Annotated in this window: 19 protein-coding genes and 8 tRNA genes; 16 read left to right on the top strand and 11 right to left on the bottom strand. The window is 67.4% G+C overall.

Going from position 1 to position 24298, the window contains the following annotated elements:
* The first annotated feature begins 69 nt into the window (after positions 1 to 69).
* Complete coding sequence (locus tag GYB83_RS15390) at positions 70 to 1656, top strand: HNH endonuclease signature motif containing protein (RefSeq protein ID WP_161896305.1); 1587 nt, start codon at positions 70 to 72, stop codon at positions 1654 to 1656.
* A gap of 80 nt (positions 1657 to 1736) precedes the next feature.
* Here GYB83_RS15390 and GYB83_RS15395 read toward each other — a convergent pair whose 3' ends face one another.
* From GYB83_RS15395 to GYB83_RS15435, 9 genes are all read right to left on the bottom strand, one after another.
* Positions 1737 to 5231 (bottom strand): helicase-related protein, encoded by a 3495-nt coding sequence (locus GYB83_RS15395; RefSeq protein WP_161896306.1) that lies wholly within the window; start codon positions 5229 to 5231, stop codon positions 1737 to 1739.
* Positions 5232 to 5273: 42 nt separating this feature from the next.
* Positions 5274 to 6122, bottom strand: coding sequence for a DUF4261 domain-containing protein (locus GYB83_RS15400; protein WP_161896307.1), 849 nt, complete (start codon positions 6120 to 6122; stop codon positions 5274 to 5276).
* A gap of 104 nt (positions 6123 to 6226) precedes the next feature.
* Positions 6227 to 6301, bottom strand: a tRNA-Val gene (locus GYB83_RS15405).
* 27 nt (positions 6302 to 6328) lie between these two features.
* Positions 6329 to 6402: transfer RNA gene (locus GYB83_RS15410), tRNA-Cys, on the bottom strand.
* A gap of 31 nt (positions 6403 to 6433) precedes the next feature.
* Positions 6434 to 6506 (bottom strand) — tRNA-Gly (locus GYB83_RS15415).
* 191 nt (positions 6507 to 6697) lie between these two features.
* Positions 6698 to 6773: transfer RNA gene (locus GYB83_RS15420), tRNA-Gly, on the bottom strand.
* A gap of 1 nt (position 6774) precedes the next feature.
* Positions 6775 to 6849 (bottom strand) — tRNA-Val (locus GYB83_RS15425).
* Between the two features lie 27 nt (positions 6850 to 6876).
* Positions 6877 to 6950 (bottom strand) — tRNA-Cys (locus GYB83_RS15430).
* Between the two features lie 25 nt (positions 6951 to 6975).
* Positions 6976 to 7048, bottom strand: a tRNA-Gly gene (locus tag GYB83_RS15435).
* 271 nt (positions 7049 to 7319) lie between these two features.
* Here GYB83_RS15435 and GYB83_RS15440 point away from each other — a divergent pair.
* From GYB83_RS15440 to GYB83_RS15465, 6 genes are all read left to right on the top strand, one after another.
* Positions 7320 to 7391 (top strand) — tRNA-Val (locus tag GYB83_RS15440).
* Between the two features lie 278 nt (positions 7392 to 7669).
* On the top strand, positions 7670 to 7882 hold the full coding sequence (locus GYB83_RS15445; RefSeq protein WP_161896308.1) for a helix-turn-helix domain-containing protein: 213 nt from the start codon (positions 7670 to 7672) through the stop codon (positions 7880 to 7882).
* Positions 7879 to 9339 carry an AAA family ATPase gene (locus GYB83_RS15450; protein WP_161896309.1) on the top strand — a complete coding sequence of 487 codons (1461 nt, stop codon included), beginning with the start codon at positions 7879 to 7881 and terminating at the stop codon, positions 9337 to 9339. Before GYB83_RS15445 ends, GYB83_RS15450 begins: the two co-directional genes overlap by 4 nt.
* Before the next feature lies 1 nt (position 9340).
* Positions 9341 to 9697: a hypothetical protein gene (locus GYB83_RS15455; RefSeq protein ID WP_161896310.1), complete on the top strand. Its 357-nt coding sequence runs from the start codon at positions 9341 to 9343 to the stop codon at positions 9695 to 9697.
* Positions 9698 to 9836: 139 nt separating this feature from the next.
* A complete protein-coding gene (locus GYB83_RS15460) occupies positions 9837 to 10205 on the top strand; it encodes a hypothetical protein (protein WP_008378078.1) in 369 nt (122 codons plus the stop codon).
* The gene (locus GYB83_RS15465; RefSeq protein WP_008378076.1) at positions 10198 to 11697 is read left to right on the top strand and encodes a relaxase/mobilization nuclease domain-containing protein; all 1500 of its coding nucleotides are present in this window, start codon (positions 10198 to 10200) and stop codon (positions 11695 to 11697) included. The genes GYB83_RS15460 and GYB83_RS15465 overlap by 8 nt, the downstream gene beginning before the upstream one ends.
* 689 nt (positions 11698 to 12386) lie before the next feature.
* Here GYB83_RS15465 and GYB83_RS15470 read toward each other — a convergent pair.
* Positions 12387 to 13565, bottom strand: a complete 1179-nt coding sequence (locus GYB83_RS15470) for a tyrosine-type recombinase/integrase (protein ID WP_161896311.1) — start codon at positions 13563 to 13565, stop codon at positions 12387 to 12389.
* Positions 13566 to 13925: 360 nt separating this feature from the next.
* Between GYB83_RS15470 and GYB83_RS15475 the strand changes: the two genes are divergently transcribed.
* Complete coding sequence (locus GYB83_RS15475) at positions 13926 to 14537, top strand: hypothetical protein (protein ID WP_161896312.1); 612 nt, start codon at positions 13926 to 13928, stop codon at positions 14535 to 14537.
* Between the two features lie 127 nt (positions 14538 to 14664).
* Here the strand turns inward: GYB83_RS15475 and GYB83_RS15480 are convergent, their stop codons facing one another.
* The gene (locus tag GYB83_RS15480) at positions 14665 to 15657 is read right to left on the bottom strand and encodes an alpha/beta hydrolase (RefSeq protein WP_228461514.1); all 993 of its coding nucleotides are present in this window, start codon (positions 15655 to 15657) and stop codon (positions 14665 to 14667) included.
* A gap of 293 nt (positions 15658 to 15950) precedes the next feature.
* On the opposite strand from GYB83_RS15480, the gene GYB83_RS15485 reads away from it, so the two are divergent.
* From GYB83_RS15485 to pdxS, 8 genes are all read left to right on the top strand, one after another.
* Positions 15951 to 17180 (top strand): glycosyltransferase 87 family protein, encoded by a 1230-nt coding sequence (locus GYB83_RS15485; protein ID WP_228461516.1) that lies wholly within the window; start codon positions 15951 to 15953, stop codon positions 17178 to 17180.
* A 111-nt stretch (positions 17181 to 17291) separates the two neighbouring features.
* Positions 17292 to 19310, top strand: coding sequence for a threonine--tRNA ligase (thrS, locus tag GYB83_RS15490; protein WP_228461753.1), 2019 nt, complete (start codon positions 17292 to 17294; stop codon positions 19308 to 19310).
* Entirely contained in the window at positions 19307 to 19864 is a 558-nt protein-coding gene (locus GYB83_RS15495; protein ID WP_228461518.1) for an ATP adenylyltransferase, read from the top strand. The genes thrS and GYB83_RS15495 overlap by 4 nt, the downstream gene beginning before the upstream one ends.
* The gene (pgsA, locus tag GYB83_RS15500) at positions 19857 to 20534 is read left to right on the top strand and encodes a phosphatidylinositol phosphate synthase (RefSeq protein ID WP_161896314.1); all 678 of its coding nucleotides are present in this window, start codon (positions 19857 to 19859) and stop codon (positions 20532 to 20534) included. The genes GYB83_RS15495 and pgsA overlap by 8 nt, the downstream gene beginning before the upstream one ends.
* Before the next feature lie 4 nt (positions 20535 to 20538).
* On the top strand, positions 20539 to 21462 hold the full coding sequence (locus GYB83_RS15505) for a phosphatidylinositol mannoside acyltransferase (RefSeq protein ID WP_161896315.1): 924 nt from the start codon (positions 20539 to 20541) through the stop codon (positions 21460 to 21462).
* On the top strand, positions 21459 to 22583 hold the full coding sequence (locus tag GYB83_RS15510) for a glycosyltransferase family 4 protein (RefSeq protein WP_161896316.1): 1125 nt from the start codon (positions 21459 to 21461) through the stop codon (positions 22581 to 22583). Before GYB83_RS15505 ends, GYB83_RS15510 begins: the two co-directional genes overlap by 4 nt.
* A 4-nt stretch (positions 22584 to 22587) precedes the next feature.
* Entirely contained in the window at positions 22588 to 23127 is a 540-nt protein-coding gene (locus GYB83_RS15515; RefSeq protein ID WP_308469636.1) for a LemA family protein, read from the top strand.
* Between the two features lie 77 nt (positions 23128 to 23204).
* Positions 23205 to 24110, top strand: a complete 906-nt coding sequence (pdxS, locus tag GYB83_RS15520; RefSeq protein WP_161896317.1) for a pyridoxal 5'-phosphate synthase lyase subunit PdxS — start codon at positions 23205 to 23207, stop codon at positions 24108 to 24110.
* Positions 24111 to 24298: the final 188 nt, after the last annotated feature.

A 24298-nucleotide genomic window follows, 5' to 3' on the forward strand; every position in this document is an offset into this window, starting at 1 on the left:
AAATTCGGGTATTGACCAACTCGGTGGGTGGGCGTAGTATCGAACATAAGTTCGACATTGGGGGATGAAATGAACACCATGCTTGAGGCTCAGTCCGGCGCGGCCGTCACCGTCGAGGACGGCATGCTCCACATTCGCCTCGCTCTGCCCGATTGCGGCGACTCGTCCACCGACGATGCGGCGCTGCTGGTGTTCGCAGCCGTGGGCGACAAGCTCAACGGTCCGCTGATGTGGCATCGCTACCAGGCCGCGTACACGCTGTGGCAGCGGAAGGTCGATGCCGCCTCGACTGCGCTCGACGGGCGGGAAGTGGTCGGCCCCGGACGGTTCGACTGCTTCACTCGGGTCTACGACCCGATGTGCCAGACGGCGGCGTCGTTCGCCGCGGTTGCAGGCGTTCGTCAGACGACCGCCGAGAACTTCGTCGACCGTGCCATCTCGTGCATGGAACGCATCCCGGCCATCGGGCGTCTCATGCGCGACGGCGTCCTCATCCCGCTGTGGTTCCACGCTGCGCTGGCCCAGACCGAGGGAGTGGTCGACGACGACGTGCTCGCCGCGATCGATGTCGAAGCCGCCGACCGGCTCCGCTCGGCCGGTGCGCTCAGCAAGGCCCGCGTGATCGAGATCGTCGCCGCGGTCGTGGCCGAACACGACTCCGAGGCCGCACGCGTTGCGCGTGAGGCCGCTAAGCCGCGCAAGCGAGTCGCAGTCGAGCCCGTCAACCCGGAGCTGTCCGACCTCAAGATCACCGCGTCTGTCGAAGACGTGACTCTCGCCCGTAAGTCGGTCGACGCCGTCGCCAACGGTGTATGCGGCAAAGACCCGCGTACCAAGCAGGAACGTCGCTCCGACGCGGCCATCGCACTGCTCACCGGCGCGCTCTTCGCCTGCGAGTGCGACGATCCGGAATGCTCGGCACGCGAAGGCGTCGACACCGCGGCGCAGTGCGCCACGGTGGTCCTCCACGCCATTGCTCGGCGCGAAACTCTCACCGGCGAGTCCGACCTTCCCGCCTACCTCGACGGGTACGGTCCCATCTCCGCAGACCACGTCCGCGACATCGCGGCCCGCAGCGACACCGTCGTGCGCGACCTCGACCTCGGCGAACTACTCGACCACACGTCCCAACCGTCCGACGGCTACCGGCCCACCGCCACCTGTGCGACGGCTGTCCGCGCCGTCCACGGCCGGTGCACGCACCCGGGGTGCGACATGCCCGCGTGGAACTGCGACCTCGATCATGTCGTCGAATACGACCACGACAATCCTGCGGCGGGCGGGGCCACGTGCCCGTGCAATCTGAACCCCAAATGCCGGTTCCATCACGGTTTGAAGACCTTCGTCAACGGATGGGTAGACGACCAGATCGTCGACGCCAACGGCGTGATCTGGACCGAGGTCACCACCCCCGAAGGGGTCACCGTCCGGTCCCGCGCTCTCAACGGCTGGTTGCTGCCCGAACTCGGGCTCATCCCGTGTCGGCACGACGACGCCCCGTCGACGTCGCGGCCGGTCGAGGAAGCGGCACCGCGTCGTGGAATGACCCGCACCTCGGCCAAACACCGTTACCGCATGAGCATTCGGGCATACAACCGCCGACGCGGTGTCGGCGACACCGTCGTCGGCCGTCAATGGGGTGAGCCGCCGTTCTGAGCGGTAGGCCGTGCGGCGTCTCGACTGCGCTCGACGAACCGGGTCGGGCTCGACGAACCGGGTAGGGCTCGGGCGGAGAGTCAGTGGGGAGGGGTGGCTTTACGCCAGGCCTTGGACCAGTTCAGTTCCACCCCGGACACGTCAGCATCGCCGAGAGTGACGCCGACGAAGTAGTTCGACAGGTAGCGGACCTCGTCGAATGCCGGACCGTCCGGACTCACCGACACCAACGCGAGACGATGTTCGGCTCCGGTGTTCAGTGCGTGCATCACCTGGTTGTACGAGACGTGGCAGGTCTCGGCACCCGCGATTCGCCCCTTCACCTCGATGAACACCGACTTCGGACGCGAACCGTCCGCACCGACTGGTGGGACCGACAGGATGTCGAATCCGGGATTGTTGTGCGCCATCTCCGTCGGTGCCCGACCCAGGCCGTGCTCGGCCGCCAACACCGCGGTCACCGCCCGCTCATCGGTCGCCGTCGAATCGGCCGCATGCCGTCCGACGGCACCGCCGACCATGCCTGCCGGAATCACCACGAACGCGGACTCGATCCGAGGCGGGCGGGCCGACAGCGCGCGGTCGTCCGCCAACTCCGCCAGTCGATACGACAAACGGGCTTCCAGATCGTGGGCCTGACGCTCCAAACGGTCGGGACTGACCCGGTTGCGTCGCGTCCGCACACCCGACGCCGCCTCCTCGCGGCGCCGCGCGGCCTCCGCGTGCAGAAAGTTCACCTGGTCGATCAGCCTCGTCCGGACCGCGGTCTCCACCCTGTCGACCTCGGGAACGATCCGATCACGCACCCGCGCCAGATGCTCCGGAACGGACGTCGTCGTCAACCATGCCGACGCCGCCTCCACCAGCCGCGCCGAATCCAACCCGAGAGCCCCGACGTCCACGCCATCGGGGAGAGGAACCAGGTCCAACTGGGGCGCGGGGCCGGCGTCGGATGCGTTGCCGTCCACGTCGACCGACACGAACGAGAACCGCCTACTCACCACGGAGCCCGAACCGTCGACCACCTCAGACGTGGCGGCGACAATCACCCGAGCTGTCGTCTCCGGGTTCGTCGGGTCGAAGAGCATAGATCCCGAACGCAGCACGGCACCGTCGCGCTCCAGCAGGGAGTCGAGAACCGAGTCGACCAGCGGATGTCCGGGTGCCAGAAGGTCCGCGCGCAGCACAGACGAGGCGCCAGAAGCGGGAGAGACCGCGGTCGGCTCGAACGTGACCCGCTCGTACGCACGCGTCACCGGTCGCCATCCGTGTTCCCGTCGGGCCACGCGATTGCGAAGCGACACCGGGACGTTCGGGATCTGGAAGCGCGAGCGCTCCCGCTTGGACAATCGCCCGCCGAACGTGGCGAACGCGTGGGTGAAGAACTGCTCGACGTAGTGCGGCTGCAGACGTCGGGCCGTCGCCTCGTCCATCTCGCGGCGCAGTCGATCGAGTTCGATCGGGTCGAGTGTTTCCCGCGCCAACGCGCGCTCGGACACCAGTGCCTCGCAACCCGACGCGACCTCGGCGTCGACGACGCGCTCGATCTCTTCGATGCGCGCAGGGTCGTCGCCGTACAGAATCGCGTCCCACAGCAGATCCCGCAGCGGTCGACCGGAGAACGCCTCGTCGCCGAGGACGTCGAAGAGCTTGCCGCCGTACGCCGCGCGCTGCTGTTCCATCTTGGCGAGCAGACGCGTGTACACCTGGCCCTCACGCGTGTCGGCGGCGACGATGTTCCACAGGCGGCACACGTTCCGCTGTCCGATCCGGTGGATGCGTCCGAAGCGCTGCTCCAGCCGATTCGGGTTCCACGGCAGGTCGTAGTTCACCATCAGATGCGCCGCCTGCAGGTTGAGTCCCTCGCCCGCGGCGTCGGTGGCGACGAGGACGAGTCGGTCCGGCTCGTTCGTGAACTGTTCGCGGACGGCGACGCGGTCGGTGCGTCGGGTGCCGCCGTGGATCGTCACCACCGCGTCGTCGGAGCCGAGCACGTTGCGGATCTGGCCGACGAGGTACTCCAGCGTGTCCTTGTGCTCGGTGAACACGATCAGTTTCCGCGGCGCACCCGCTGCGTCGCGCAGCAGGTCCCGGTCGGTCAGCAGGCTGCGCAGTTCCGCCCACTTCCGGTCGTCACCACGATCGCGGACACGCGTCGCCAGCCGCACGAGATCCTCCAGTATGACGATCTCCGCATCGAGTTCGGCGACGGTGCGAGCGGCGGTCGCGGCGTCGACCACCTGTTCCTCCAGCTGCTCGAACTCCTCGGCGCTGAACTCGTCGGGATCGTCGAACGCGTCCGCGGGCGGCAGAGTCACCTGGTCGTCGGCGGGTACGCGGCCTGCGATCAGGTCGGCGCGACGGGCGACCAGTCGATCGCGACGCCGCTGCAGGCTGCGGAGGACGGCGTGCGTGCTCGACGCCAAGCGCCGCTGCAGGACGGTGAGCGCGAAACCGACTGTCCGTCGCTTCGGGGAGTCGGGCGACCTCTCGGCCCGATTCATCTCGGTGCGAACGTAGCCGGTGACCGCCTCGTACAGTTCGGCTTCGGCGTCGGACAGTTCGTAGGGCACGGTCTCGGCGATGCGTTCGGGGAACAGCGGCCGACCCTCGAACGTCAGCAGCTCCTCTTTGATCATCCGGCGCATCACGCCACTCGTGTCCACGGGCCCGCCGCGGCCGCGTCCGGCGAAGCGGTCCTCGTCGATCAGTGACATGAACAGTTCGAAGTTGTCGTCGTTGCCCGAGTGAGGCGTCGCCGACATCAGCAGGAAGTTGCGTGTGACGCCGCCGAGCACCCGTCCGAGTTTGAAGCGTTCGGTCTCTCGGATCTCGATGTCCGAGCCCTGCCATGACGCCGACATGCGATGGGCCTCGTCGACGACGATGAGATCCCACTCGCTCTGCTCGAGGTGTGCGACGAGTTCGGCGTCGCGCGCCAATTGGTCCATCCGCGCGATCATCAGGGGATGCTCGTCGGTGAACGGATCTCCGCCCGGGCTCACGTTGATGAGTTCCCTGGTCAGCAGGGTGGCGACGATGCCGAACTTGGTGAGCAGCTCGTCTTTCCACTGCTCGACGAGGCCTCCGGGCGCGACGATCAGCATCCGTTTGAGGTCGCCGCGCAATTGCAGTTCTTTCGCGTACAGCCCCGCCATCACCGTTTTGCCCGCACCGGGATCGTCGGCCAGGAGGAACCGCAGCGGCGTGCGCGGCAGCAGCTCGCCGTAGACGGCCCTGATCTGGTGCGGCAGGGGAGAGATGTCGCTGGTTCCCACTGCCGCCATCGGGTCGTGAGTGGCGGTCATCCGGATGCGCAATGCTTCGACCGCCAGCCGAAATGCGGCGGGATCGGCGTCGAACGTCCACGGCGCCCTCGACGACTGCTCGACGACTATCGACGGCAGATCGGCGGCGAAGACCATCTCCTCACGGACGCCGAGACGTTCGTCGCGGACGACGAGGGTCGCCGCGGAATCGCCTGCCAGGGTGACCGCGATCAGCTCGACCGGCTGCCGCCATCGACCCGAGAGGCGCTGGCCCGCACGGAGATCTGAGAAGCGTTCGACTGCCATGCTGCACACCATAGTGTGCGGGTACGACGGATCGGACGGACCCTACTTCCGCCGGAACCAGCCGCGTTTCTTGGCCGGCTCCGGTTCGGCGAGGACCGGAGAGGTCGGGGCGTCGTCGCCGAAGGTCAGTTGGATGACGTCCTTCCCCTCGATCACGACGGACGGGACGTGGTGGGCGATCACCTCGGCGTGCTCGGTGGCGCCGAGGCTGTCGCCGTCGTCGATCACCGGGCCGTTCTGCAGGAGATAGATCGAGATGTTCGCCAGGCGTGCGAACGTCTCCTCCGCGGTCTCGGGCGACTGCGGGATCTCGATGTCCTTCAGCGCCAGCATGTCCAGGCCCATCGTGTGGCCGGTCATCACGCCGTCGGTGCGTGGTGCGACGTTGAGCGCCACCCAGGCGGGCAGGATGGGTTCGGGAAGGGTTTCGAGAGCCAGGTCGCGGAACAAGGCGGGCAGGATGACGTGGTCGGCGCTGCCGAAGTACACGGCGACGACGGTGTCGGTCAGCGCGATCCACGACGCGATTACCTTCGACAGCAGGACGGCGTCCGCGATCGCGTGACGGTAGTCGGTGTTCTCGCCGGGTCGGAGGACGCTGACGATCGTGTGGGCGTCGTATGTTCCCGGCACCGGGGCCGTGTCGGGCCACAGGCGGCTGTACCGGGCCATCTCGGCCAGATTCTCGGCCGCGCGCGCCGGAATGCCCATGACGGCGATCATGGTGTCGCCGTACGACAGCGTGATCGGCGCGTCGTCGCCCTCGGGCGGATCGGCGACGAGGCGGGCCGGGTCCATGTCGGGGAAGTCGGCGAGCAACTGCGTGCGCAGGCGTGCGCCGTCGACGGTCGGGTCGAGTCGGTCCTGGAACAACATGGCGAGGCTGACCACGGCTTCGGGCGTCCTATCGTCTGACGAACGGGGGAGTGGCACCACGCTACCCGGCGAGGGGCGAACACGACGAAGGCCCGTCGTGTTCGACGGGCCTTCGTGGCTGGTGCGCGATACAAGGATTGAACTTGTGACCTCTTCCGTGTCAGGGAAGCGCTCTCCCACTGAGCTAATCGCGCGGGATTGTGAAGTTTTCGGTGGTGCAGTGGAGGTGGCGACGGGAATCGAACCCGTGTGCACGGCTTTGCAGGCCGTTGCCTCACCACTCGGCCACGCCACCACTGACGCGAGAAATAGTGATACTCGCTCCGAGCGGATGACGAGATTCGAACTCGCGACCCTCACCTTGGCAAGGTGATGCGCTACCAGCTGCGCCACATCCGCAATCACTGCCGGACGTCGTCCACCAGCGAGATGAAACTCTATAGGGTAGTCCCGTCGGATTCCAAACCGAGGTCGAGAAAGGGCCGTGACCAGCCGGTTCTCCGACGCGGGCCGGGGGAGGTGGGTCGGCTGGGCTCGTCGGACGGCTGATGAATGCACGAAACCCCGGCCTGGAGAGGCCGGGGTTTCGATGGAGCGGATGACGAGATTCGAACTCGCGACCCTCACCTTGGCAAGGTGATGCGCTACCAGCTGCGCCACATCCGCGTGGTGCGCGATACAAGGATTGAACTTGTGACCTCTTCCGTGTCAGGGAAGCGCTCTCCCACTGAGCTAATCGCGCGGGATCTGTGTGAAATTGTAGGGGTTGTGGAGGTGGCGACGGGAATCGAACCCGTGTGCACGGCTTTGCAGGCCGTTGCCTCACCACTCGGCCACGCCACCAACGCGAGAAAGCTGACTCGCTTTGAGCGGATGACGAGATTCGAACTCGCGACCCTCACCTTGGCAAGGTGATGCGCTACCAGCTGCGCCACATCCGCACACCGGTAAGCCGCCTTGTGGGCGCTGCTCACCAGCGATATGAACACTATAGGTCGGGTGCAGTGATGACAAATCGGCAGGTCAACGAGTTACATTGATGTGTTTTCGCAGGTCAGTGCAGGTCGTCGTCGATATCTGGGGTGAACGGTCGGTGTCCGCCACGTCGACGGCGGCCCGATCGGAGGTGATTTGGCGCGACCGCGGGTGAGTGTGTAACCTCATTCCTCGTGCGAAGCGCTACAGCGCGCAACGCACCACAACCGCATATCTGGTCCCGTGGCTCAGTGGAAGAGCGTCCCGTTCACACCGGGAAGGTCGCTGGTTCGATCCCAGCCGGGACCACAACGAAAACCCCCTGGTAACAGGGGGTTTCTTGCTATCTTCGGGGTGGGTACCCAGCGCGAATGGGTACATGGTGGGTACGCGTACCCAACCGGCGGCGGTGGGCACCCCGATGGTTGACGGCCCCTGTCGGTTTCCGTACCGTTGGCGTCACGTGACGACCACCCCGAGGTCGCGGGGAACATGGGGGCTACGGCCCCCGTGGTGCCACATCGGTCATATGCCGGGCACTCACCACCACTAGTCGAGGTCACACCCTTTGAAAGGGGTGGCTTCCTGTGGCTACCGCATCATCGCCCGCCGTCGACGACGACCTCCGGGCGTACTCCAAGCGAGAAATCCAAGAACGCCTCGGCGTTTCCGAACGCACGGTCGACCGGCTGATCGATCGGGGCGAACTCAAGACGGTCTTCCCCCGGCGCTCCGGCGTCCCGACCCGTGTCACCGCGCGCTCGCTCCGCGAGCTGATGTACGGCGGTGCGCAGGGATGACGACAACAGAAAGCCCCGCCGGTGTGACCGACGGGGCAAGTGTGGATGGGGCGTCCACCAGCAACGATATCACCGCCGAGGCCGCTTTGGCAGCACTCATCGGGGCGCTCCGGGACGCTGGGGAGATCGACGCGGGGGGCAACCCGTTGTCGGTCACCGACGACAGTCGGCTCGGCCCCCGGCTGCTCGCCCTCGGCCCCGATGTGATCGGTCGTTTCACCGATGCGGTGCGGCGGCGCGACCTCGGGTTCGACGGGCTTCGCACCCTCGTGGCCGATCACGCACGCCGCCAGGCTGCCGGGCTGCTGGCCGGTACCGAGGCCGTCGTGGAGCCGATCGATATCGGCGTCGACGCCCTCGGGGAGGTCGATCTGACGACGCTGACTGTGAGCACCGAACCGGCACGCGGCCCCTATCTCGATGGCCTGTTCCCGATGACTGGTCTGACGTTGCTCGCCGGACGCGGGGGTGTGGGCAAGACGTGGGTGTGCCTGGCTGCGTGCCGGGACGCCACCTCGGCGGTGTACCTCGACCTCGACGGGAACGGCGTCAGCGCCCTCTACGGTCGCCTTCAGTTGCTCGGTGCGAGCGACACAGCGATCCGCACCCGTGCGGTCAACATCGTCAGTCCGGTTGACCTCGCGGCGGCGCACCGGATGAGTACCTACGACGCCCTCGCGGGCATCCTCCGGGGTCTCGAAGCGGCCCCGCCGAAGCTGATCGTCATCGACTCGTTCGCTAAGGCCCTCGGTGCGATGGGGGGCGAAGAGAACTCGGCGACCGATGTGAACCGTCTGTTCGCTCTCGTGGAGCGGCTGAGGACCATCACGTCGGTCATCATCATCGATCACGTCGGGCACGAAGCGGCGACCCGCCCGCGTGGTGCGTCGGCGAAGATCGACACCCCCGATGCGGTCGTGCTCCTGACCAAGCCGACGACGCAGCCGGGAAAGGACGGCGAGGCCGCACCGTCTGCCGTCCCCGGACGGGTCGCCTGGGGCGACGTGATGGCCGTCAAAGACCGGACGGGTGCCCTCACCCACCACCTCGGCGGGGGTGCCGTGGAAGGCCACCTCGGCCGTCTGACGGTGACCGAGGGCAACCCGTGGTCGGTGTCCCTGGCGACGGCCAAGAAGGCGAAGGCGGACGCCGACAGCGCCGCCGCCGTGGCGCGCATGTCCGGGACCGATGCCGAGTCCCAGCGCCGTCGGCTGATCGCCGCTGTGATCGCCGAATCCGACCCGGACGGGGTTTCCCCGACGGCGCTCGCCGAGGCGGTCACCGACGCCGACGACGAAGACCTCCGTATGCCGCGTGCGAAGGCGCGGGCGTGGGTGAACGACGTGATCGCCGAATGGACGGCCGCCGGTCGCGTCACCGAGCGCAGGGAACGCGGCGGAACACGGGTCGTCGGGATCGATCCCGACGACAGCAACGACAACAACGAGGAGAACTGAAATGGCATCGCTGGCACAGGAAATCGAGAAGGCTGAAGCCGCCGAGAAGGCGGCCAAGGAGAGGCTGCGGAAGGCGAAGGCCGCGCAGCGGGAGGCGGCGAAGAAGCGGGCCGACCGCGATGCAGTGAAGTTCGGTCGGGCGCTCCTGGCCGCCGTCGGCGGCGACACCGAGGCCGCTCGGAAAGTGATCGCCGACGCCGCCGAGTTGCGCGAGTTGATCGCCGAAGCGGAGGGGGCCGAGGAACCGGACCCAGCCGGTGAAGCTGAGGCCGATTCGTTGATCGATCTCGGCGACGGTCGGAACGTTCCGGCGTGGTCGCCGGATGACCCGCGTACCGCCCCCGGCGGTGCGTTGTGAATCCCGACGGAGGCGAGCGGAGCGAGACCGGAGTCGGGGCGCCGCATTTGGACGGGAAGGGCGAAGCCCTGTACGTACAAATGCTTTGGTGCCCTTGCAACCACCCACTGTTTCGACACCGCGTAGCGGGGTGGTTGCAGTGAGCACGAAAGCGCGGCGTTTCGAGCTCAGGCTCGGGGACGCCGAGGCCGACCAGCTCGCCGCCCTCGGGCGGCGGCTGGGTCTCGGCCGGTCAGCGACCGTCCGGGCGTCGATAGACGCCCTGGACGCGGTTACCGACGGCCGTCGGCCGTCGGTGCCGCTGCCGCCGTCGGCGGCCGAGCAGGCGGCCCTGGCCGAGCGGGTGGCGTTGCGTAAGGAACTGAACCAGCTCCGGGGCATCGTGAACCCGATTGCGCGTCGGATTCACTCGGGCGATCCCGACGCTGCCGCGCTCGTTGACGAGTTCATGGAGCAGATCGCCGGGGTGGTCGATCGGGTGAGCGAGGGGGCGAGGGCCGATGAGTGAGTCGAGCATCGACGGCGCGGTCGTCGTCACGCAGAAGATCGAGCCGGGTCGGATGGTTCCGTACGTGCGGTACATGGTCACGCCGAAGGGCGGCGACGGTACCGCTCGCGTGCTGTCGATCATCAACGACATGGGACCGGAAACGCCGGATGGATTGATCGCTGCCGCCGTGGAGATGGACGCGATCATGCGCCAGACAACGCGCAAGAACCACGGCGATGACGTAGTGATCTCGTTCAGCCCGAAGCGGTTCAATCCGAGCAACCCGGCGCACGTGGCCGAGGCCCGCGAGATCGTCGCCGAGACGTTGCGCCGGGTGGTGCCCGACACGCCCCACTTGGCCGTGCTCCAGGGCGACAACGGGGTGTTGCACGCTCACCTCGCGGTACCGAATCACATCGTCCAAACCGGCAAGGCTCGTCGTACCGGTTGGCACCACCAGGAATGGCGCGATGTGAACGACCAAGTGCTCCGTGAACACGGCATCGAACCGATTGTGCCGGGTCGATCCGCTCGGTCGGAAGTCGAGCGGGTCGCGGCAGCGCGAGGCCTGCTCGTACCGGATCACGACGCGTTGATCGCGATGGAGCCGAGCACGATTACGCCGAGGGAACTCGACTCGTTCCTCGCCGCACACATCGGCGAGGCGATCATCGACGGCCGCCTGTCGGCGGTGCCGGGACCCGGTGAGGCGGTCTCGGTGCCGATCAACGACGACACCGCGTTGTCGGTGCGGTGCGGCACCCGAGGCGGTCTGTCGTACGCCGTCACCGACAGCGACGGCGTACCGGTGCGGACCGCACCAGGTAAGCGCGGCGGCAAGCCGACGCCTATCGCGCGCAGCGCCGGGAAGCTCGACCGGGCGCACCACACCGAGGCCGACGGCCGCGACGCGCTGTACGGCTCGCTGTGGCTGGCCGATCAGATCGCCGCGATGTCGGCAGAACAGGAACAGGAGAAGGAAGATGACCGAGAAGCCGTTGAGCGCCGCCGAGAAGCTGAGGCGCTTGAAGCAGCAGCGCGCGCAGAAGCCGACCGAGCAGCAGCCGCCGCCGAGCGTGACGGCGTGCCCCTCGGCGACGACGCCGAGCGAATCGGCGAGCGAACCAGCGGCCGAAGTGGACTCGGAGTGGATCATCGACCTGTTGGGGCCTCGGCCGAACAAGGTGACCGATCCCAGCCGCTGGAGGTCGTGGGGGAATCTGCGGGAACAGCGGTTCTGGGATCAGGAGGAGCCGACGGAGACGGACCGGGCGGTGGTCGAGAAGCTGGGTCCGTGTCCTGGCATCGAGGCGGACCCGGCGGCGTGGAGCCGGTGGCAGTCCGCCGAGTGGCGAATGCGAAAAGAGCTGTCGCGCTGATGCACGCGGCAGCGATCGAAGGTGCCGCCGACGGGGCGGAACCGACGACCAACGTCGTCGCGGCCACGGGGCCGACGGTGGTGGGCAACCACGGGCGCACCCGTGAGGAACGGCAACACGGCGACAAGTAGTTGAATCCATCGGCCTGCCGCTTGCGGCCGGCCGATGGGCCGCCCCGCGAGGGCAACAGACAGAACACCCCTGGAACCATCGCTGGTTCCAGGGGTGTTCGCCGTTCGATGGGTCCGTAGGGGCACCCCGTTGACCTGCGGTTTCTATTCGACCGTAAGGGTGCCCTAAAAAACGCTCTGACCTGCGGTTTCTATTGCGCCGTTGTATCGCGCCGCGGACCAAAAACGGCGCGATTGAAAACTGGCTCTGACCTGCGCATACGATGTTGCGCGGAGGTATTGGACCATCGCGCCAGGGTGTGTACGAAGTACCACCCTGGCGGGAGGTCCAACACCGGAGCGCCACCAAGCCCGCGACGGCGGAAGAATGGAAGAGAAGTACTCAACGGGATCAGGGTAGATGAAGTGGGCTGCTGGGCGCTATCGCGCCGCGCTCCCGGGCCTTCGGCCCTCCCGCGCTTCGCGATGCGCCACGCGGGTGCAGAGGTTGGGGCTTTCGACGTGCTGGGATGGGTGGCTATGGTGCCCGCTGTCAACGGACCATCCCAACCCATCGTCTCCACGACGTCGACAGCTGCACACTCGCAACCGTGGTCACCCTCCCGACCTCCCTGGGCGCTGGTGAAGCGCGGGAGGGCCGAAGGCCCGGGAGCGCGGCACCACCGCCCAGGGAGCGCAACCAGCATCGTCTACGGACGCGCAGCGCGACGCGCAAGCTCGTCGTCGCGGGAGCCGCTGTGCTGATACCTCATAGCGGCCTTCGCCGAGCTGTGACCGAGGCGCGCCATCGTCTCGGCCACGGTCGCGCCCGACTGTGCGTACCGGGTGCCCGCATAGTGGCGTAGCGAGTGGAACGTGACATCGGGGCATCCGGCGGCCTTCCTGGCCTTCCGCCACGCGTTGTTCACCGACGATTGCGACACGTAGTTGCCCTGCGTATCGGTCCACAACAACGCCCCTGGCTTCATCCCCTCGACATGCGCGGCGACGATCGCCGCATCGCCGCCGAATATCGCGATCACACGTTGACCAGCGGCGGTTTTCGTGGGTCCGGCCACGCGGGCGAGCCCGGAACCCTCCACGACGGACCTCTCGACGACGACGCGGACGGCATCGACGTCGCCGTCGTCGTCGCGTTCCACGGCTACGTCATCGCTGGTCAAGCCGAGGGCTTCGCCGTACCGAAGGCCGCCCGCAGCGGCGATGACTACCAGGGCTTTGTAGCGGTCCTCGATGTGCGTGATGAGGGAATCGAGTTCGGCGTCGGTGGGCGGACGCACCTTCCGGCCGGTGGAAGTAATCGATCCGCCTTTCACGCGGCAGGGGTTTGCGCTCAGTAGCTCGTCCTCGACGGCCGTCTTCATGATCGATTTCATGAGGTCGTAGGCGCGTGCAGTTTGGGTCAGCTTCCCGCCGTTCAGCAGGTCAGAGCGCCAATCGCGCACCATCTCGGGCGTAATCGCGTTCAACGGGTGTTCGGACCAGAAGGCAAGGGGACCGGTATCGAGCATTCGTTCGTACTCTTTGCGTGTCCGGGGTCGCAGCGGCTCACCTCGGCTGTTCGTCCGCGTCTCGATCCAGCGGGCGGCATAGGTGCCGAACGGCGTGGCCTGGGCTGCGGCAGCGGCGGCGTCCTCGGCGGCCTGCCGCGCTGCGACATCGGGGTGTACCCACGTTCCGGCCGCCAAAGCGGCTTGCTGGGTGGCGAGCCAGGTTCGAGCTTCACTCTTCGTCGCGAACGTCGCCGGTGCGGTGATCCGTCTTTCCGCCGCCGTCTTCCCGCTGGTGCCGTGCGGATCGGGCTCGGTGAAACGGGCGCGGTAGCGGCCATTCGGGCGGCGGTCGATCATTCCGAAGCTCTCGGCCATAGTTGGTCCCCTCTAGTTTGGGTACGTGGTGGGTACCCAGGATGGCAGATTATGACGATTCGTGACGAGTCCAGACGACTCTACAAGGTTATTACCTGCGTAAATGTGATTCTACCTCGGTAGTGGTCGCTGGTTCGATCCCAGCCGGGACCACAACTGAGAACCCCCTGGTAGCAGGGGGTTCTCTGCTATCTGTGGCCGTGTCAAGGATGCGGTACGCGGTCTGGCGGTCGTTGTCCGGCCCCAGGGGGACGCCACCGCAGGGGTTGATGGATGCCGGGGCCATACGTTCGACCGACAGCGTCGGGCCGCAGCGTCAATGGATATATTCGCCTAAACGAGACATAGGGGAATGAGATCATGAGTCGACGCGAGCGCAAGGCGCTGAAGAACCTGCAGGCGCAGCAGGCCGCGCAGGCGAAGTTCGATGCCGAGCAGGCCAAGAAGGCCGAGAAGCAGGCGAAACAACAAGCCGCTCAGGCTGCTTGGGAGGCTAAGAGCCCGGAGGAGAAGAAGCAGACATACAAGGTCATGGCCGCTGTTGCCGTGGTCGTGGTTGTCCTGTTCGGGATCATGGCCGCGTGCAACAGTGGTGACGACGACAAGGCGGCACCTGCTACGGACACAACTGCGGAGCTAGGCGAACCGCCGGTGGAGACCAGCGCGTCAGATCTCGGAGCCGAGGTCGAGGCCGCGCTGCTGAACGCCAACGGCGTCACCTCGTTCACTGAATTGCGTCCGACGAGCCCCGGATGGGGAATCACCTCTATCGACACGATGGGCGACGACACGGTTCGCGTGCATGTTCAGGAGTTGATGAGCGAATCCGCGAAGAAGAAGACGGGGTCGTGGACCATGAAGATGACGTGTTCGGAGGTTCCAGCGCTCGACACGGTGGTCGTTCGCGATATATCCGGCATCGATACCAACGTGTTCAAGTTCAACATCGGTCCAATGCCCAACGGCTGCTGACGCTCGCTCCGACGCTTGCTTGCTTTGGTCGGCCGATGGAGCTGCCGGAACGTCCCATCTGCTGGTACCCCGCAGACTCGAACGCCGGACCCCGCGAGGGATCCGGCGTTCGGGTGTCACAGGCGGCTCAGGCGCCGATCTTGCGAGCCATCTGGGGCCACGACTTGTGGAGCTGGTCCTGCCAGTAGCGCCACGAGTGGGTGCCGGTGGCCGGACGGTCGACGGTCGCCGGGATGCGCAGCGAGGCGAGCTTGTTCGCGAGGTCCTCGGTGCAGATGCGGGTGGCCGCCTCGATGCCGCCGCCGAGGATGATCTGATCGGCGAGGACCGCGGGCTTGGGGACGTACCGGGTGCTGTCGTACTGGCCGGGCAGACCGGTCGCCGCGCTCAAGTACACCGCCAGCCCGCGGAGGCCCGCGGCGTGCGCGACGGGATCGTTCTTGATCCAGCCCGGTCCGTTCGTCGGACCCCACATGTTCGAGACCTTGGCGCCTCCGCGGGTCTCGACGACGAGCTTGATGTACGCCTTGCCCATCTCCGACGACGTGCTCGCGCAGCCGCTGTACGCGGACACCGCCTTATAGAGGCCCTTGTGCTGGATCGCCAGGTTCAGCACGGACGTCGCCGACGACGAGATGCCCGCGATCGCGTTCTTGCCGTTGGTCTTGTACGCCTTGTTGATGACGCCCGGCAGTTCCTTGCCGAGGAATGTCGACCACTTGTTGACGCCGAGCACCGGATCGCGGCGCACCCAGTCCGTGTAGTACGAGAACGCGCCCTTCATCGGGATGACGACGTAGACGTTCTTCTTCGCGAAGAACTTCACGACGTCCGACTTGTTCAGCCAGTTGGCCGCGTCCTCACCGCCGCCCGCCCCGTTGAGGAGGTAGAGGACGCCCGCGGGCTTCGTCTTGTTCTTCGGCGAGAGGACGGTCACCGGGATGTCGCGGTTCATCGACGGTGAGTGGACGACGACGTCGGACACCTGGGCGGTGTAGTCGTACTTCGCCACGATGGCCGCTTTCGGGGCCGCCGTGGCGGGGGAGGGAGTCGACAGTCCGGCCGCGACCAGAGCGGTCGTGACGGCAGCCGTGACGGCTGTGCGGAGGGAGGGCTTCACGGGGCGGCTTCCTAATACTGAGTCGCCGGCCGAGTTCGGGGTCGACGGGCGTCTGTCGGTGGTCGGTGTTGCAGGAAGCGTAGCGCCGGAGAGGTGCAGGTCACTAATGAATCCTCGGCAAATCGATCATTCGGGTGCTGGACGCGGACACGGACGCGTCGTACATGGGCGGTCGACGGCGACGGACGTACTATTTCGGAGTGAACAGACCTGTGCCGACACGGTCGGTGACTACCTCCATGCTTGTGATCGCCGGAGTTGGCGCGATTCTGGTCGTGTGTTGGCACATTTGGGTGGTTCCGATCACGGATCCCGTCTACGGGCTCTTCAACATGGGCATCGACACACACGTCTACCGGGGCGGGGCGGTGGCGGTCTGGGACGACCTCCCGCTCTACGACAAGCCGGTCTTCAAGGTGTGGCAGTTCACCTACACGCCGTTCGCCGCGCTCGTCATGGTTCCGCTCGCATGGATCAGTCCGTCTCACGCACTGCTGATGTGGAACGTGGTCAGCGTCGTTAGTCTCCTGCTGCTGGTCGCGATGTCGTTGCGTGTCCTCCGCTTCCGCTTCGACCGCCGGTTCGTCGCGATGACGCTGTTGGTAGCAGTCTTCGCCACCTGCCTCGAACCGGTGCACACCACGCTGTGGAACGGCCAGATCAATCTGGTGCTCGCGGTGCTGGTGGTGGCGGACATCGCGCTGCGCAATCATCGGTTCCAGGGCGTCGGCGTCGGACTCGCCGCAGGCATCAAACTGACGCCGATCTTCTTCGTCGCCCATCTGATCACGCTGAAGAAGTACCGCGCCGCGGCGGTCGCCGTCGGCACGTTCGTGGCGACCATCGTGATCGGCATCGCGGTCCTCGGCCGCGAGGCCGTGAACTTCTGGACCCACACCATGCGCGACACCTCGCGCATCGGGGCGCTCGACGCCGTCGCCAACCAGTCGTTCAACGGCTTCTTCGTCCGACTCGGGACCATGCAGCTCGTGCACCCGCCGTCCTGGCTGTGGCTGCCGGTCGGCGCCGTCGTCGGACTCCTCGGACTGTGGGCCGCCTACCGCGCGTACCGCCGGGGTGCGGTCCTGCTCGCCGTGTCGATCACCGGCATGACGTCGTGCGGCGTCTCGCCGTTCTCGTGGGGCCACCACTGGGTGTGGGTGCTGCCGCTGCTGATCACCGCACTGGTGCACGCGACCATGGCGACGCGGCGCGACGACTGGCGGACGTGGCTCTGGTGGCTCGCGCCCGCGGCGATCGTCACGCTGACCTTCACGTACTGGCAGGCGATGGACCTCCCCGTGCTCGGTCACCCCACCGAGCGGTTCCGCGGCATGGCGTTCGGAGCCTTCCGCGGATTCGGCTCGGTCCACGGCCCCGCATGGCAGGTGCCGTTCCAACTGATCGGAAGCGGCGCCTACCTGATCGTGTTGTTGGGCACCATCGCGGTCACGCTGTGGTGGACGCGCCGCGGCGAACCGATACGATCAGCGCAGCGCCTCGTCGGGTCCGACGAGGCCTGACACTGCTGAGAATCGAGGAGTCACCCCGTGTCCGACAACGTCGCGTCCGCTGAACGAGTTCGTCTGCCCGAGATCGTGCGGGTTCCGGCGGGCACTACCGCGGGCGCAGCGATGCGAGACGCGGACCTCCCCGACGGCGTCGAACTGCCCAACAAGGGCCCGCAGGCGGTCGTCGTCGTCCGCGAGGCCGACGGAACGCTCCGCGACCTGTCGTGGGCGCCGTCCGCCGACACGCTCGTCGAGCCGGTCACCGCCGATTCGGAGGACGGACGCGCCGTCATCCGCCACTCGTGCGCGCACGTCCTCGCGCAGGCGGTGCAGGACCTGAACCCGAAGGCCAACCTCGGGATCGGCCCGCCCGTCACCGACGGCTTCTACTACGACTTCCAGGTGGACGACCCGTTCACCCCCGAGGACCTCAAGGCCCTCGAGAAGCAGATGAAGAAGATCATCAAGTCGGGTCAGAGGTTCTCGCGTCGCGTCTACGAGTCGAAGGATCAGGCGCGCGCCGAGCTCGCCGACGAGCCGTTCAAGCTGGAGCTGATCGACGACAAGGGCGCGGCCGACGACGCCGAGGTGATGGAGGTCGGCGGCGGCGAACTGACCGCCTACGACAACCTGAACCCGCGTACCGGTGAGAAGGTGTGGGGCGACCTGTGCCGCGGCCCGCACGTGCCGACCACCAAGTACATCGCCGCGTTCACGCTCACCCGCAGCTCCGCGGCCTACTGGCGCGGCGATCAGAGCCTGGCCGACCTGCAGCGCGTGTACGGCACGGCGTGGGAGTCGACCGAGGCGATGGACGCCTATCTCGACCGGCTCGCCGAGGCCGAGAAGCGCGACCACCGCCGGCTCGGCAGCGAACTGGACCTGTTCAGCTTCCCCGACGAGCTCGGCTCGGGCCTGCCCGTCTTCCACCCGAAGGGCGGCATCATCCGCCGCGAGATGGAGGACTACTCGCGCGAGCAGCACGCCGCCGCGGGCTACGAGTTCGTCAACACGCCGCACGTCACCAAGAGCAACCTGTTCGAGGTGTCCGGTCACCTCGACTGGTACGCAGACGGCATGTTCCCCCCGATGCAGCTCGACGCCGAGCACAACGAGGACGGGACCGTCCGCAAGCCGGGCCAGGACTACTACGTCAAGCCGATGAACTGCCCGATGCACAACCTGATCTACCGCTCGCGCGGACGCAGCTACCGGGAACTCCCTCTGCGCCTGTTCGAGTTCGGATCGGTGTACCGCTACGAGAAGTCCGGCGTCATCCACGGCCTGACGCGCGCCCGCGGCTTCACGCAGGACGACGCCCACATCTTCTGCACGCAGGAGCAGATCGTCGAGGAACTGACCACGACGCTCAACTTCGTGCTGCAGCTGCTCAAGGACTACGGTCTCGACGACTTCTACCTCGAGCTGTCGACGAAGGACCCGAAGAAGTTCGTCGGAACCGACGAGGTGTGGGACGAGGCCACCGAGACGCTGCGCCAGGTCGGCGAGGCGTCCGGGCTCGAACTCGTCCCCGATCCGGAGGGTGCGGCGTTCTACGGTCCGAAGATCTCCGTGCAGGCGCGCGACGCGCTCGGTCGCACCTGGCAGATGTCGACGATCCAGCTCGACTTCAACCTGCCGGAGCGTTTTGAGCTGGAGTACACCGCCAACGACGGAACGAAGAAGCGGCCGGTCATGATCCACCGGGCGCTGTTCGGCTCCATCGAACGGTTCTTCGGCGTCCTCACCGAGCACTACGCGGGCGCGTTCCCGGTCTGGCTGTCGCCCGTCCAGGTGATGGGCATCCCGGTCGCCGAGGCGTTCGCTCCGCACCTGCAGGGCGTCGTCAAGCGACTGAAGGCCCGCCGCGTGCGCGCCGAGGTCGACCTGTCCGACGACCGCATGCAGAAGAAGATCCGCAACCACACCACCGCCAAGGTCCCGTTCATGCTGCTCGCAGGCGAACGCGATGTCGAAGCGGGAGCGATCAGCTTCCGCTTCCGCGACGGCACCCAGGTGAACGGTGTGCCGGTCGACGACGCGGTCGTCGCCATCGACGAGTGGGAGGAGTCGCGCCGCAACGACTCGCCGACCGCCGAGACGATGACCGAACTCCTCGAGTTCGTCCGGAAGCGTCGATGACCTCGCCGGACAGCGCGATGGGCGGCGGGCTGGAACGGTTGTGGACGCCGCACCGGATGAGCTACATCACCGCCGAGGCGCCCAAGCGCGCCTCGGACGGCGGTGAACTGACCGGTCACCCGTTCCTCGACATCCCGCGGATGACCGACGAGGACGGCCTGATCGTCGCTCGCGGCGAGACCGTGTACGCGGTGCTCAACCTGTACCCGTACAACCCCGGACACTCGATGGTCGTGCCGTACCGGCAGGTCGCGGCGCTCGAAGACCTCACGGTCGACGAGTCGCGCGAGCTGATGGCGTTCACGCAGCACATGATCGTGACGATCAAGTCGGTGTCGAACCCGGACGCGTTCAACGTCGGTCTCAACCTGGGGTCGGCGGCAGGCGGGTCGCTCTCGGAGCATCTGCACCAGCACGTCGTCCCGCGCTGGGCGGGCGACGCCAACTTCATCACCGTCGTCGGCGACACCAAGGTGATGCCGCAACTGCTCGCGGACACGCGCGACCTGCTCGCGGCGAAATGGACCGAACTCGGGGGACCGGCCAGTGCTTAGCATCCTGGGTCGAGCGTCGGTGTCGAAGGTGACGCTGCCGATCGGCCGCGCGCTCATCAAGACCGGTCTCACGCCGGACATCATGACGATCGCAGGCACCGTCGTCACCGTCGGAGCCTCGATCGCCCTGTTCTCGCAGGGCCACCTCTTCGCGGGCGCCCTCGTGACGTGGGCGTTCGTCATGTTCGACATGCTCGACGGCGCGATGGCCCGCGCGCGTGGGGGAGGGACCCGGTTCGGGTCGGTCCTCGACGCGACATGCGACCGCATCGCCGACGGCGCGATCTTCAGCGGCCTCGCCTGGTGGGCGGCCGTCCATCAGCCGCACCGCCTGCTGCTGATCGCGACGCTGATCTGCCTGGTGACCTCGCAGGTCATCTCGTACGCGAAGGCGCGCGCCGAGGCCGCCGGGCTCAACGGCGACGGCGGCCTCATCGAGCGTCCGGACCGCCTGATCATAGTGCTCGTCGGCGCCGGATTCACCGACATGCCGGGTCTGCACTGGACGTGGGCGATTCACGTCGCGATGTGGGTTCTCGCGGTCGCCAGCGTCATCACCGTCGGCCAGCGCATGTGGTCGATCTACTGCTCGCCCGGCGCGCGGGACCTGATCCCGTCGGCCCCGGTGTCGGACGAAGCCGCGTCCGACGAACCCGCAGACGAGGGGTGAGTCGATGCTGAACTCGTTGAGCGCGATGGCAGCCGACCTCGGCTACCGAGCGGGGTGGGCCGCGGTGAAGTACGCGCCGGAGTCGGTGGCCCGCACGCTGTTCGACGCGGGCGGCACCCTCGCGGGTCGCCGGAACGGTGGACCGGAGCAACTCCGCAAGAACCTCGCCCGCGTCATCGGCACCACGCCCGCCGAGGTGCCCGATTCGCTGATCGAGGAGTCGATGCGTTCGTACGCGCGGTACTGGCGGGAGGCGTTCCGGCTGCCCACCACGGACCCGGCCGACATCGTCGCGAGCGTCGAGATGTCCGATCATGACCGCGAGGTGCTCGACGAAGTGCTGGGCACCGGCCGGGGCGTCGTCATGGCCCTGCCGCATTCGGGGAACTGGGACGTCTGCGGTGTGTGGCTCGTCGACCACTACGGCCAGTTCTCGACTGTCGCCGAGCGCCTGGAGCCGGAGTCGTTGTTCGATCAGTTCGTCGCGTACCGGGAGACGCTCGGCTTCGAGGTGTTCCCGTTGACCGGCGGGCAGCAGCCGCCGTTCCCGATCCTCGCCGACCGTCTCCGCGCGGGTGGCGTGGTGTGCCTGATGGCCGACCGCGACCTCACCGCGCACGGAGTCCCGGTGACCCTGTTCGGTGAGCGCACCCGCATCCCCGCAGGCTCGGCGAAGCTCGCCATCGAGACCGGGGCCACCCTGCTGGCCGTGCACCACAGCTACACGGGGCCGACCACGTCGCGCATCCGCTGCGGCACCGTCATCGACACCGAGGGCGGCGTGCAGGCGACGGCGCAGCGCCTGGCCGACGCGTTCACGCGCGACATCGCGACCGCACCGGCCGACTGGCACATGCTGCAGCCGCTGTGGGAGGCCGACTGGTCGCGGGCACGGCGCGAACGGCTCGGTCTGGACCCGCAGCCGTGAAGATCGGCATGATCTGCCCGTACTCGTTCGACGTCCCGGGCGGCGTGCAGGCGCACGTCGTCGAACTGGCCGAGGTGTTCATCGGTCGCGGTCACGACGTGCGGGTGCTCGCGCCCGCGGGCCCCGACGTCGAACTGCCGTCGTACGTCGACTCGGCCGGACCGGCCCTCGGCATCCCCTACAACGGCTCCGTGTCGCGGGTGTCGTTCTCGCCCAAGGCGATGCAGATCCTCCGACGCTGGATCGCGGTGAACGAGTTCGACGTCCTGCACGTCCACGAGCCGAACGCGCCGAGCCTGTCGATGCTGTCGCTGATGGTCGCGACCGGGCCGATCGTCACGACCTTCCACACCGCGACGACGAAGTCGGTGTGGCTGACGGTCTTCGACTCCATGCTCCGTCAGTTCCGGGAGCGGATCCGCGGCAAGATCGCCGTCTCCGAGCTGGCTCGCCGATGGCAGATGGAGTCGCTCGGCAACGACGCGATCGAGATCCCCAACGGGGTCGACGTCGCGTCGTTCGCTCGGGTCGAGCCGCTCGACGGGTATCCCCGTGCGGGCAGGACCGTGATGTTCCTCGGCCGCTACGACGAGCCGCGCAAGGGCATCGACATCCTGATGCGCGCGCTGCCGACGATCGTCGCGGAGTTCCCCGACGTCACCGTCCTCGTCGTCGGAGGAGGCAACGAGAAGGCGCTGGTGAAACGGGCGGGGGAACTCGCGAAGCACCTCACGTTCCTCGGCATGGTCGACGACGAGACCAAGGCGAGGGCTCTGCGCAGCGCCGACGTGTATGTGGCGCCGAACCTGGGCGGCGAGAGCTTCGGCATCGTCCTCGTCGAGGCGATGGCGGCGGGCGCGGCCGTCGTCGCCAGTGATCTCGTCGCCTTCTATCGCGTTCTCGACGGAGGCTCGGCCGGCTGCCTGGTGTCGACGGGGTCGCCGACGGCGCTCGCCGACCAGGTGAACGCGCTCCTGCGCGACGACGAGTTGCGCGCGGGCTACGTCGACCGGGCCAGAGCACGCGCCGACATGTACGACTGGTCGCGCGTCGCCGATCAGATCCAACGCGTGTACGACACGGTGACCCACGGTGCGGGCCCCGTCGTCGTGTCGGATTGAGGAGATGATGGATCACACCACCGTCGTCGGCGACCTCACGGTCGCGACGCTGCTGACCGGCGTCGGTGTCGCGGCCGGAGTTCTGCTCATCGTGGGTCTTATCTGGTTCGCGATCCTGTCGTCGACGCGCGCGTCCCGTCTCCGGCGTCTCGACGTCCGGGTGGAGCTGGCCCGCGGAGCCCTCGTCCACGCGCTCGACCGGCGGGCCGCGATCGCCTCCGATCTCGCCGACATCGTCGCCGACGAGCAGCGTGCGCACGCCGTTCGGATCACCGCGACCGTCGTCCGGTCCGCGGGACTCGCGGACCGAGAACGCGACGAGAACGTGCTGTCCGCGGCGATCGCGCAGGTCGACGCCGGTCCGTGCCGTGACGACCTCGTCGACGCGCAGACCAGGGTGACGATCGCTCGCCGCTTCTACAACGACGCGGTCCGCGACGCCAGGGCGTTGCGCGGCAGGCGCATGGTCCGCTGGCTGCGGCTCGGCCCGTCGACGCCGCGTCCGGACTACTTCGAGATCGCCGAACGCGTCACACCTGCCTGACCCGCCGTTGGGCGAGGCCGGGGGCATCGGGTTTACTTGTGGGGTCTTTTGCACCCCACACTTCAGGAGCACCGCACGTGACCACCGATCCTCAGAACGCCACGGCAACCGGTACGGCTCGCGTCAAGCGCGGCATGGCGGAGATGCTGAAGGGCGGCGTGATCATGGACGTGGTCACGCCCGAGCAGGCGAAGATCGCCGAGGACGCGGGCGCCGTCGCCGTCATGGCGCTCGAACGCGTTCCCGCCGACATCCGCGCCCAGGGCGGCGTGTCGCGGATGAGCGACCCCGACATGATCGACGGCATCATCGAGGCCGTCTCCATCCCCGTCATGGCGAAGGCCCGCATCGGCCACTTCGTCGAGGCGCAGATCCTGCAGAGCCTCGGCGTCGACTACATCGACGAGTCAGAGGTCCTGACTCCCGCCGACTACGACAACCACATCGACAAGTTCGCGTTCACCGTGCCCTTCGTCTGCGGCGCGACCAACCTCGGCGAGGCGCTGCGTCGCATCAACGAGGGCGCGGCGATGATCCGGTCGAAGGGTGAGGCTGGCACCGGCGACGTCTCGAACGCCACCACGCACATGCGCAAGATCCGCCAGGAGATCCGCCGCCTCACCTCGCTGCCCGAGGACGAGCTGTACGTGGCGGCCAAGGAGCTGCAGGCGCCGTACGACCTGGTCGTCGAGGTCGCCAAGGCGGGCAAGCTGCCCGTCACCCTGTTCACCGCGGGCGGCATCGCGACCCCGGCCGACGCGGCGATGATGATGCAGCTCGGCGCCGAGGGCGTGTTCGTCGGCTCCGGCATCTTCAAGTCGGGCAACCCCGCCGAGCGCGCGGCGGCCATCGTGAAGGCCACCACCTTCCACGACGACCCCGACGTCCTCGCCAACGTCTCGCGCGGTCTCGGCGAGGCGATGGTCGGCATCAACGTCGACGACATCCCGCAGCCTCACCGACTCGCCGAGCGCGGTTGGTGATCGCAGGCGTCCACACCGTGCCGAGCGGCCCCGCGTGATGCGGGGCCGCTCGTCTCGTTTCGGGGCGCGGCCCGGCGCAACACGTACAACCACTGACCGACGTCGCGCGGCACTCCTCGACTAGTCTCTTAAGGGTGCGCACAGGTTCGCCGGTGTGCATCGCACACGTCCCGTGACATCGGGGCCCG

Origin of the sequence: Gordonia spumicola (genome assembly GCF_009932475.1) — a bacterium.
In the GTDB taxonomy this organism is placed as follows: domain Bacteria; phylum Actinomycetota; class Actinomycetes; order Mycobacteriales; family Mycobacteriaceae; genus Gordonia; species Gordonia spumicola.

Coding starts and splice junctions, on each gene's coding strand:
- GYB83_RS15505 (WP_161896315.1), top strand. CDS start 20,539: ATGCTGAACTCGTTGAGCGCGATGGCAGCCGACCTCGGCTACCGAGCG.
- GYB83_RS15475 (WP_161896312.1), top strand. CDS start 13,926: ATGAGTCGACGCGAGCGCAAGGCGCTGAAGAACCTGCAGGCGCAGCAG.
- GYB83_RS15395 (WP_161896306.1), bottom strand. CDS start 5,231: ATGGCAGTCGAACGCTTCTCAGATCTCCGTGCGGGCCAGCGCCTCTCG.
- GYB83_RS15455 (WP_161896310.1), top strand. CDS start 9,341: ATGGCATCGCTGGCACAGGAAATCGAGAAGGCTGAAGCCGCCGAGAAG.
- GYB83_RS15450 (WP_161896309.1), top strand. CDS start 7,879: ATGACGACAACAGAAAGCCCCGCCGGTGTGACCGACGGGGCAAGTGTG.
- thrS (WP_228461753.1), top strand. CDS start 17,292: ATGCGAGACGCGGACCTCCCCGACGGCGTCGAACTGCCCAACAAGGGC.
- GYB83_RS15465 (WP_008378076.1), top strand. CDS start 10,198: ATGAGTGAGTCGAGCATCGACGGCGCGGTCGTCGTCACGCAGAAGATC.
- GYB83_RS15470 (WP_161896311.1), bottom strand. CDS start 13,565: ATGGCCGAGAGCTTCGGAATGATCGACCGCCGCCCGAATGGCCGCTAC.
- GYB83_RS15495 (WP_228461518.1), top strand. CDS start 19,307: ATGACCTCGCCGGACAGCGCGATGGGCGGCGGGCTGGAACGGTTGTGG.
- GYB83_RS15515 (WP_308469636.1), top strand. CDS start 22,588: ATGATGGATCACACCACCGTCGTCGGCGACCTCACGGTCGCGACGCTG.
- GYB83_RS15390 (WP_161896305.1), top strand. CDS start 70: ATGAACACCATGCTTGAGGCTCAGTCCGGCGCGGCCGTCACCGTCGAG.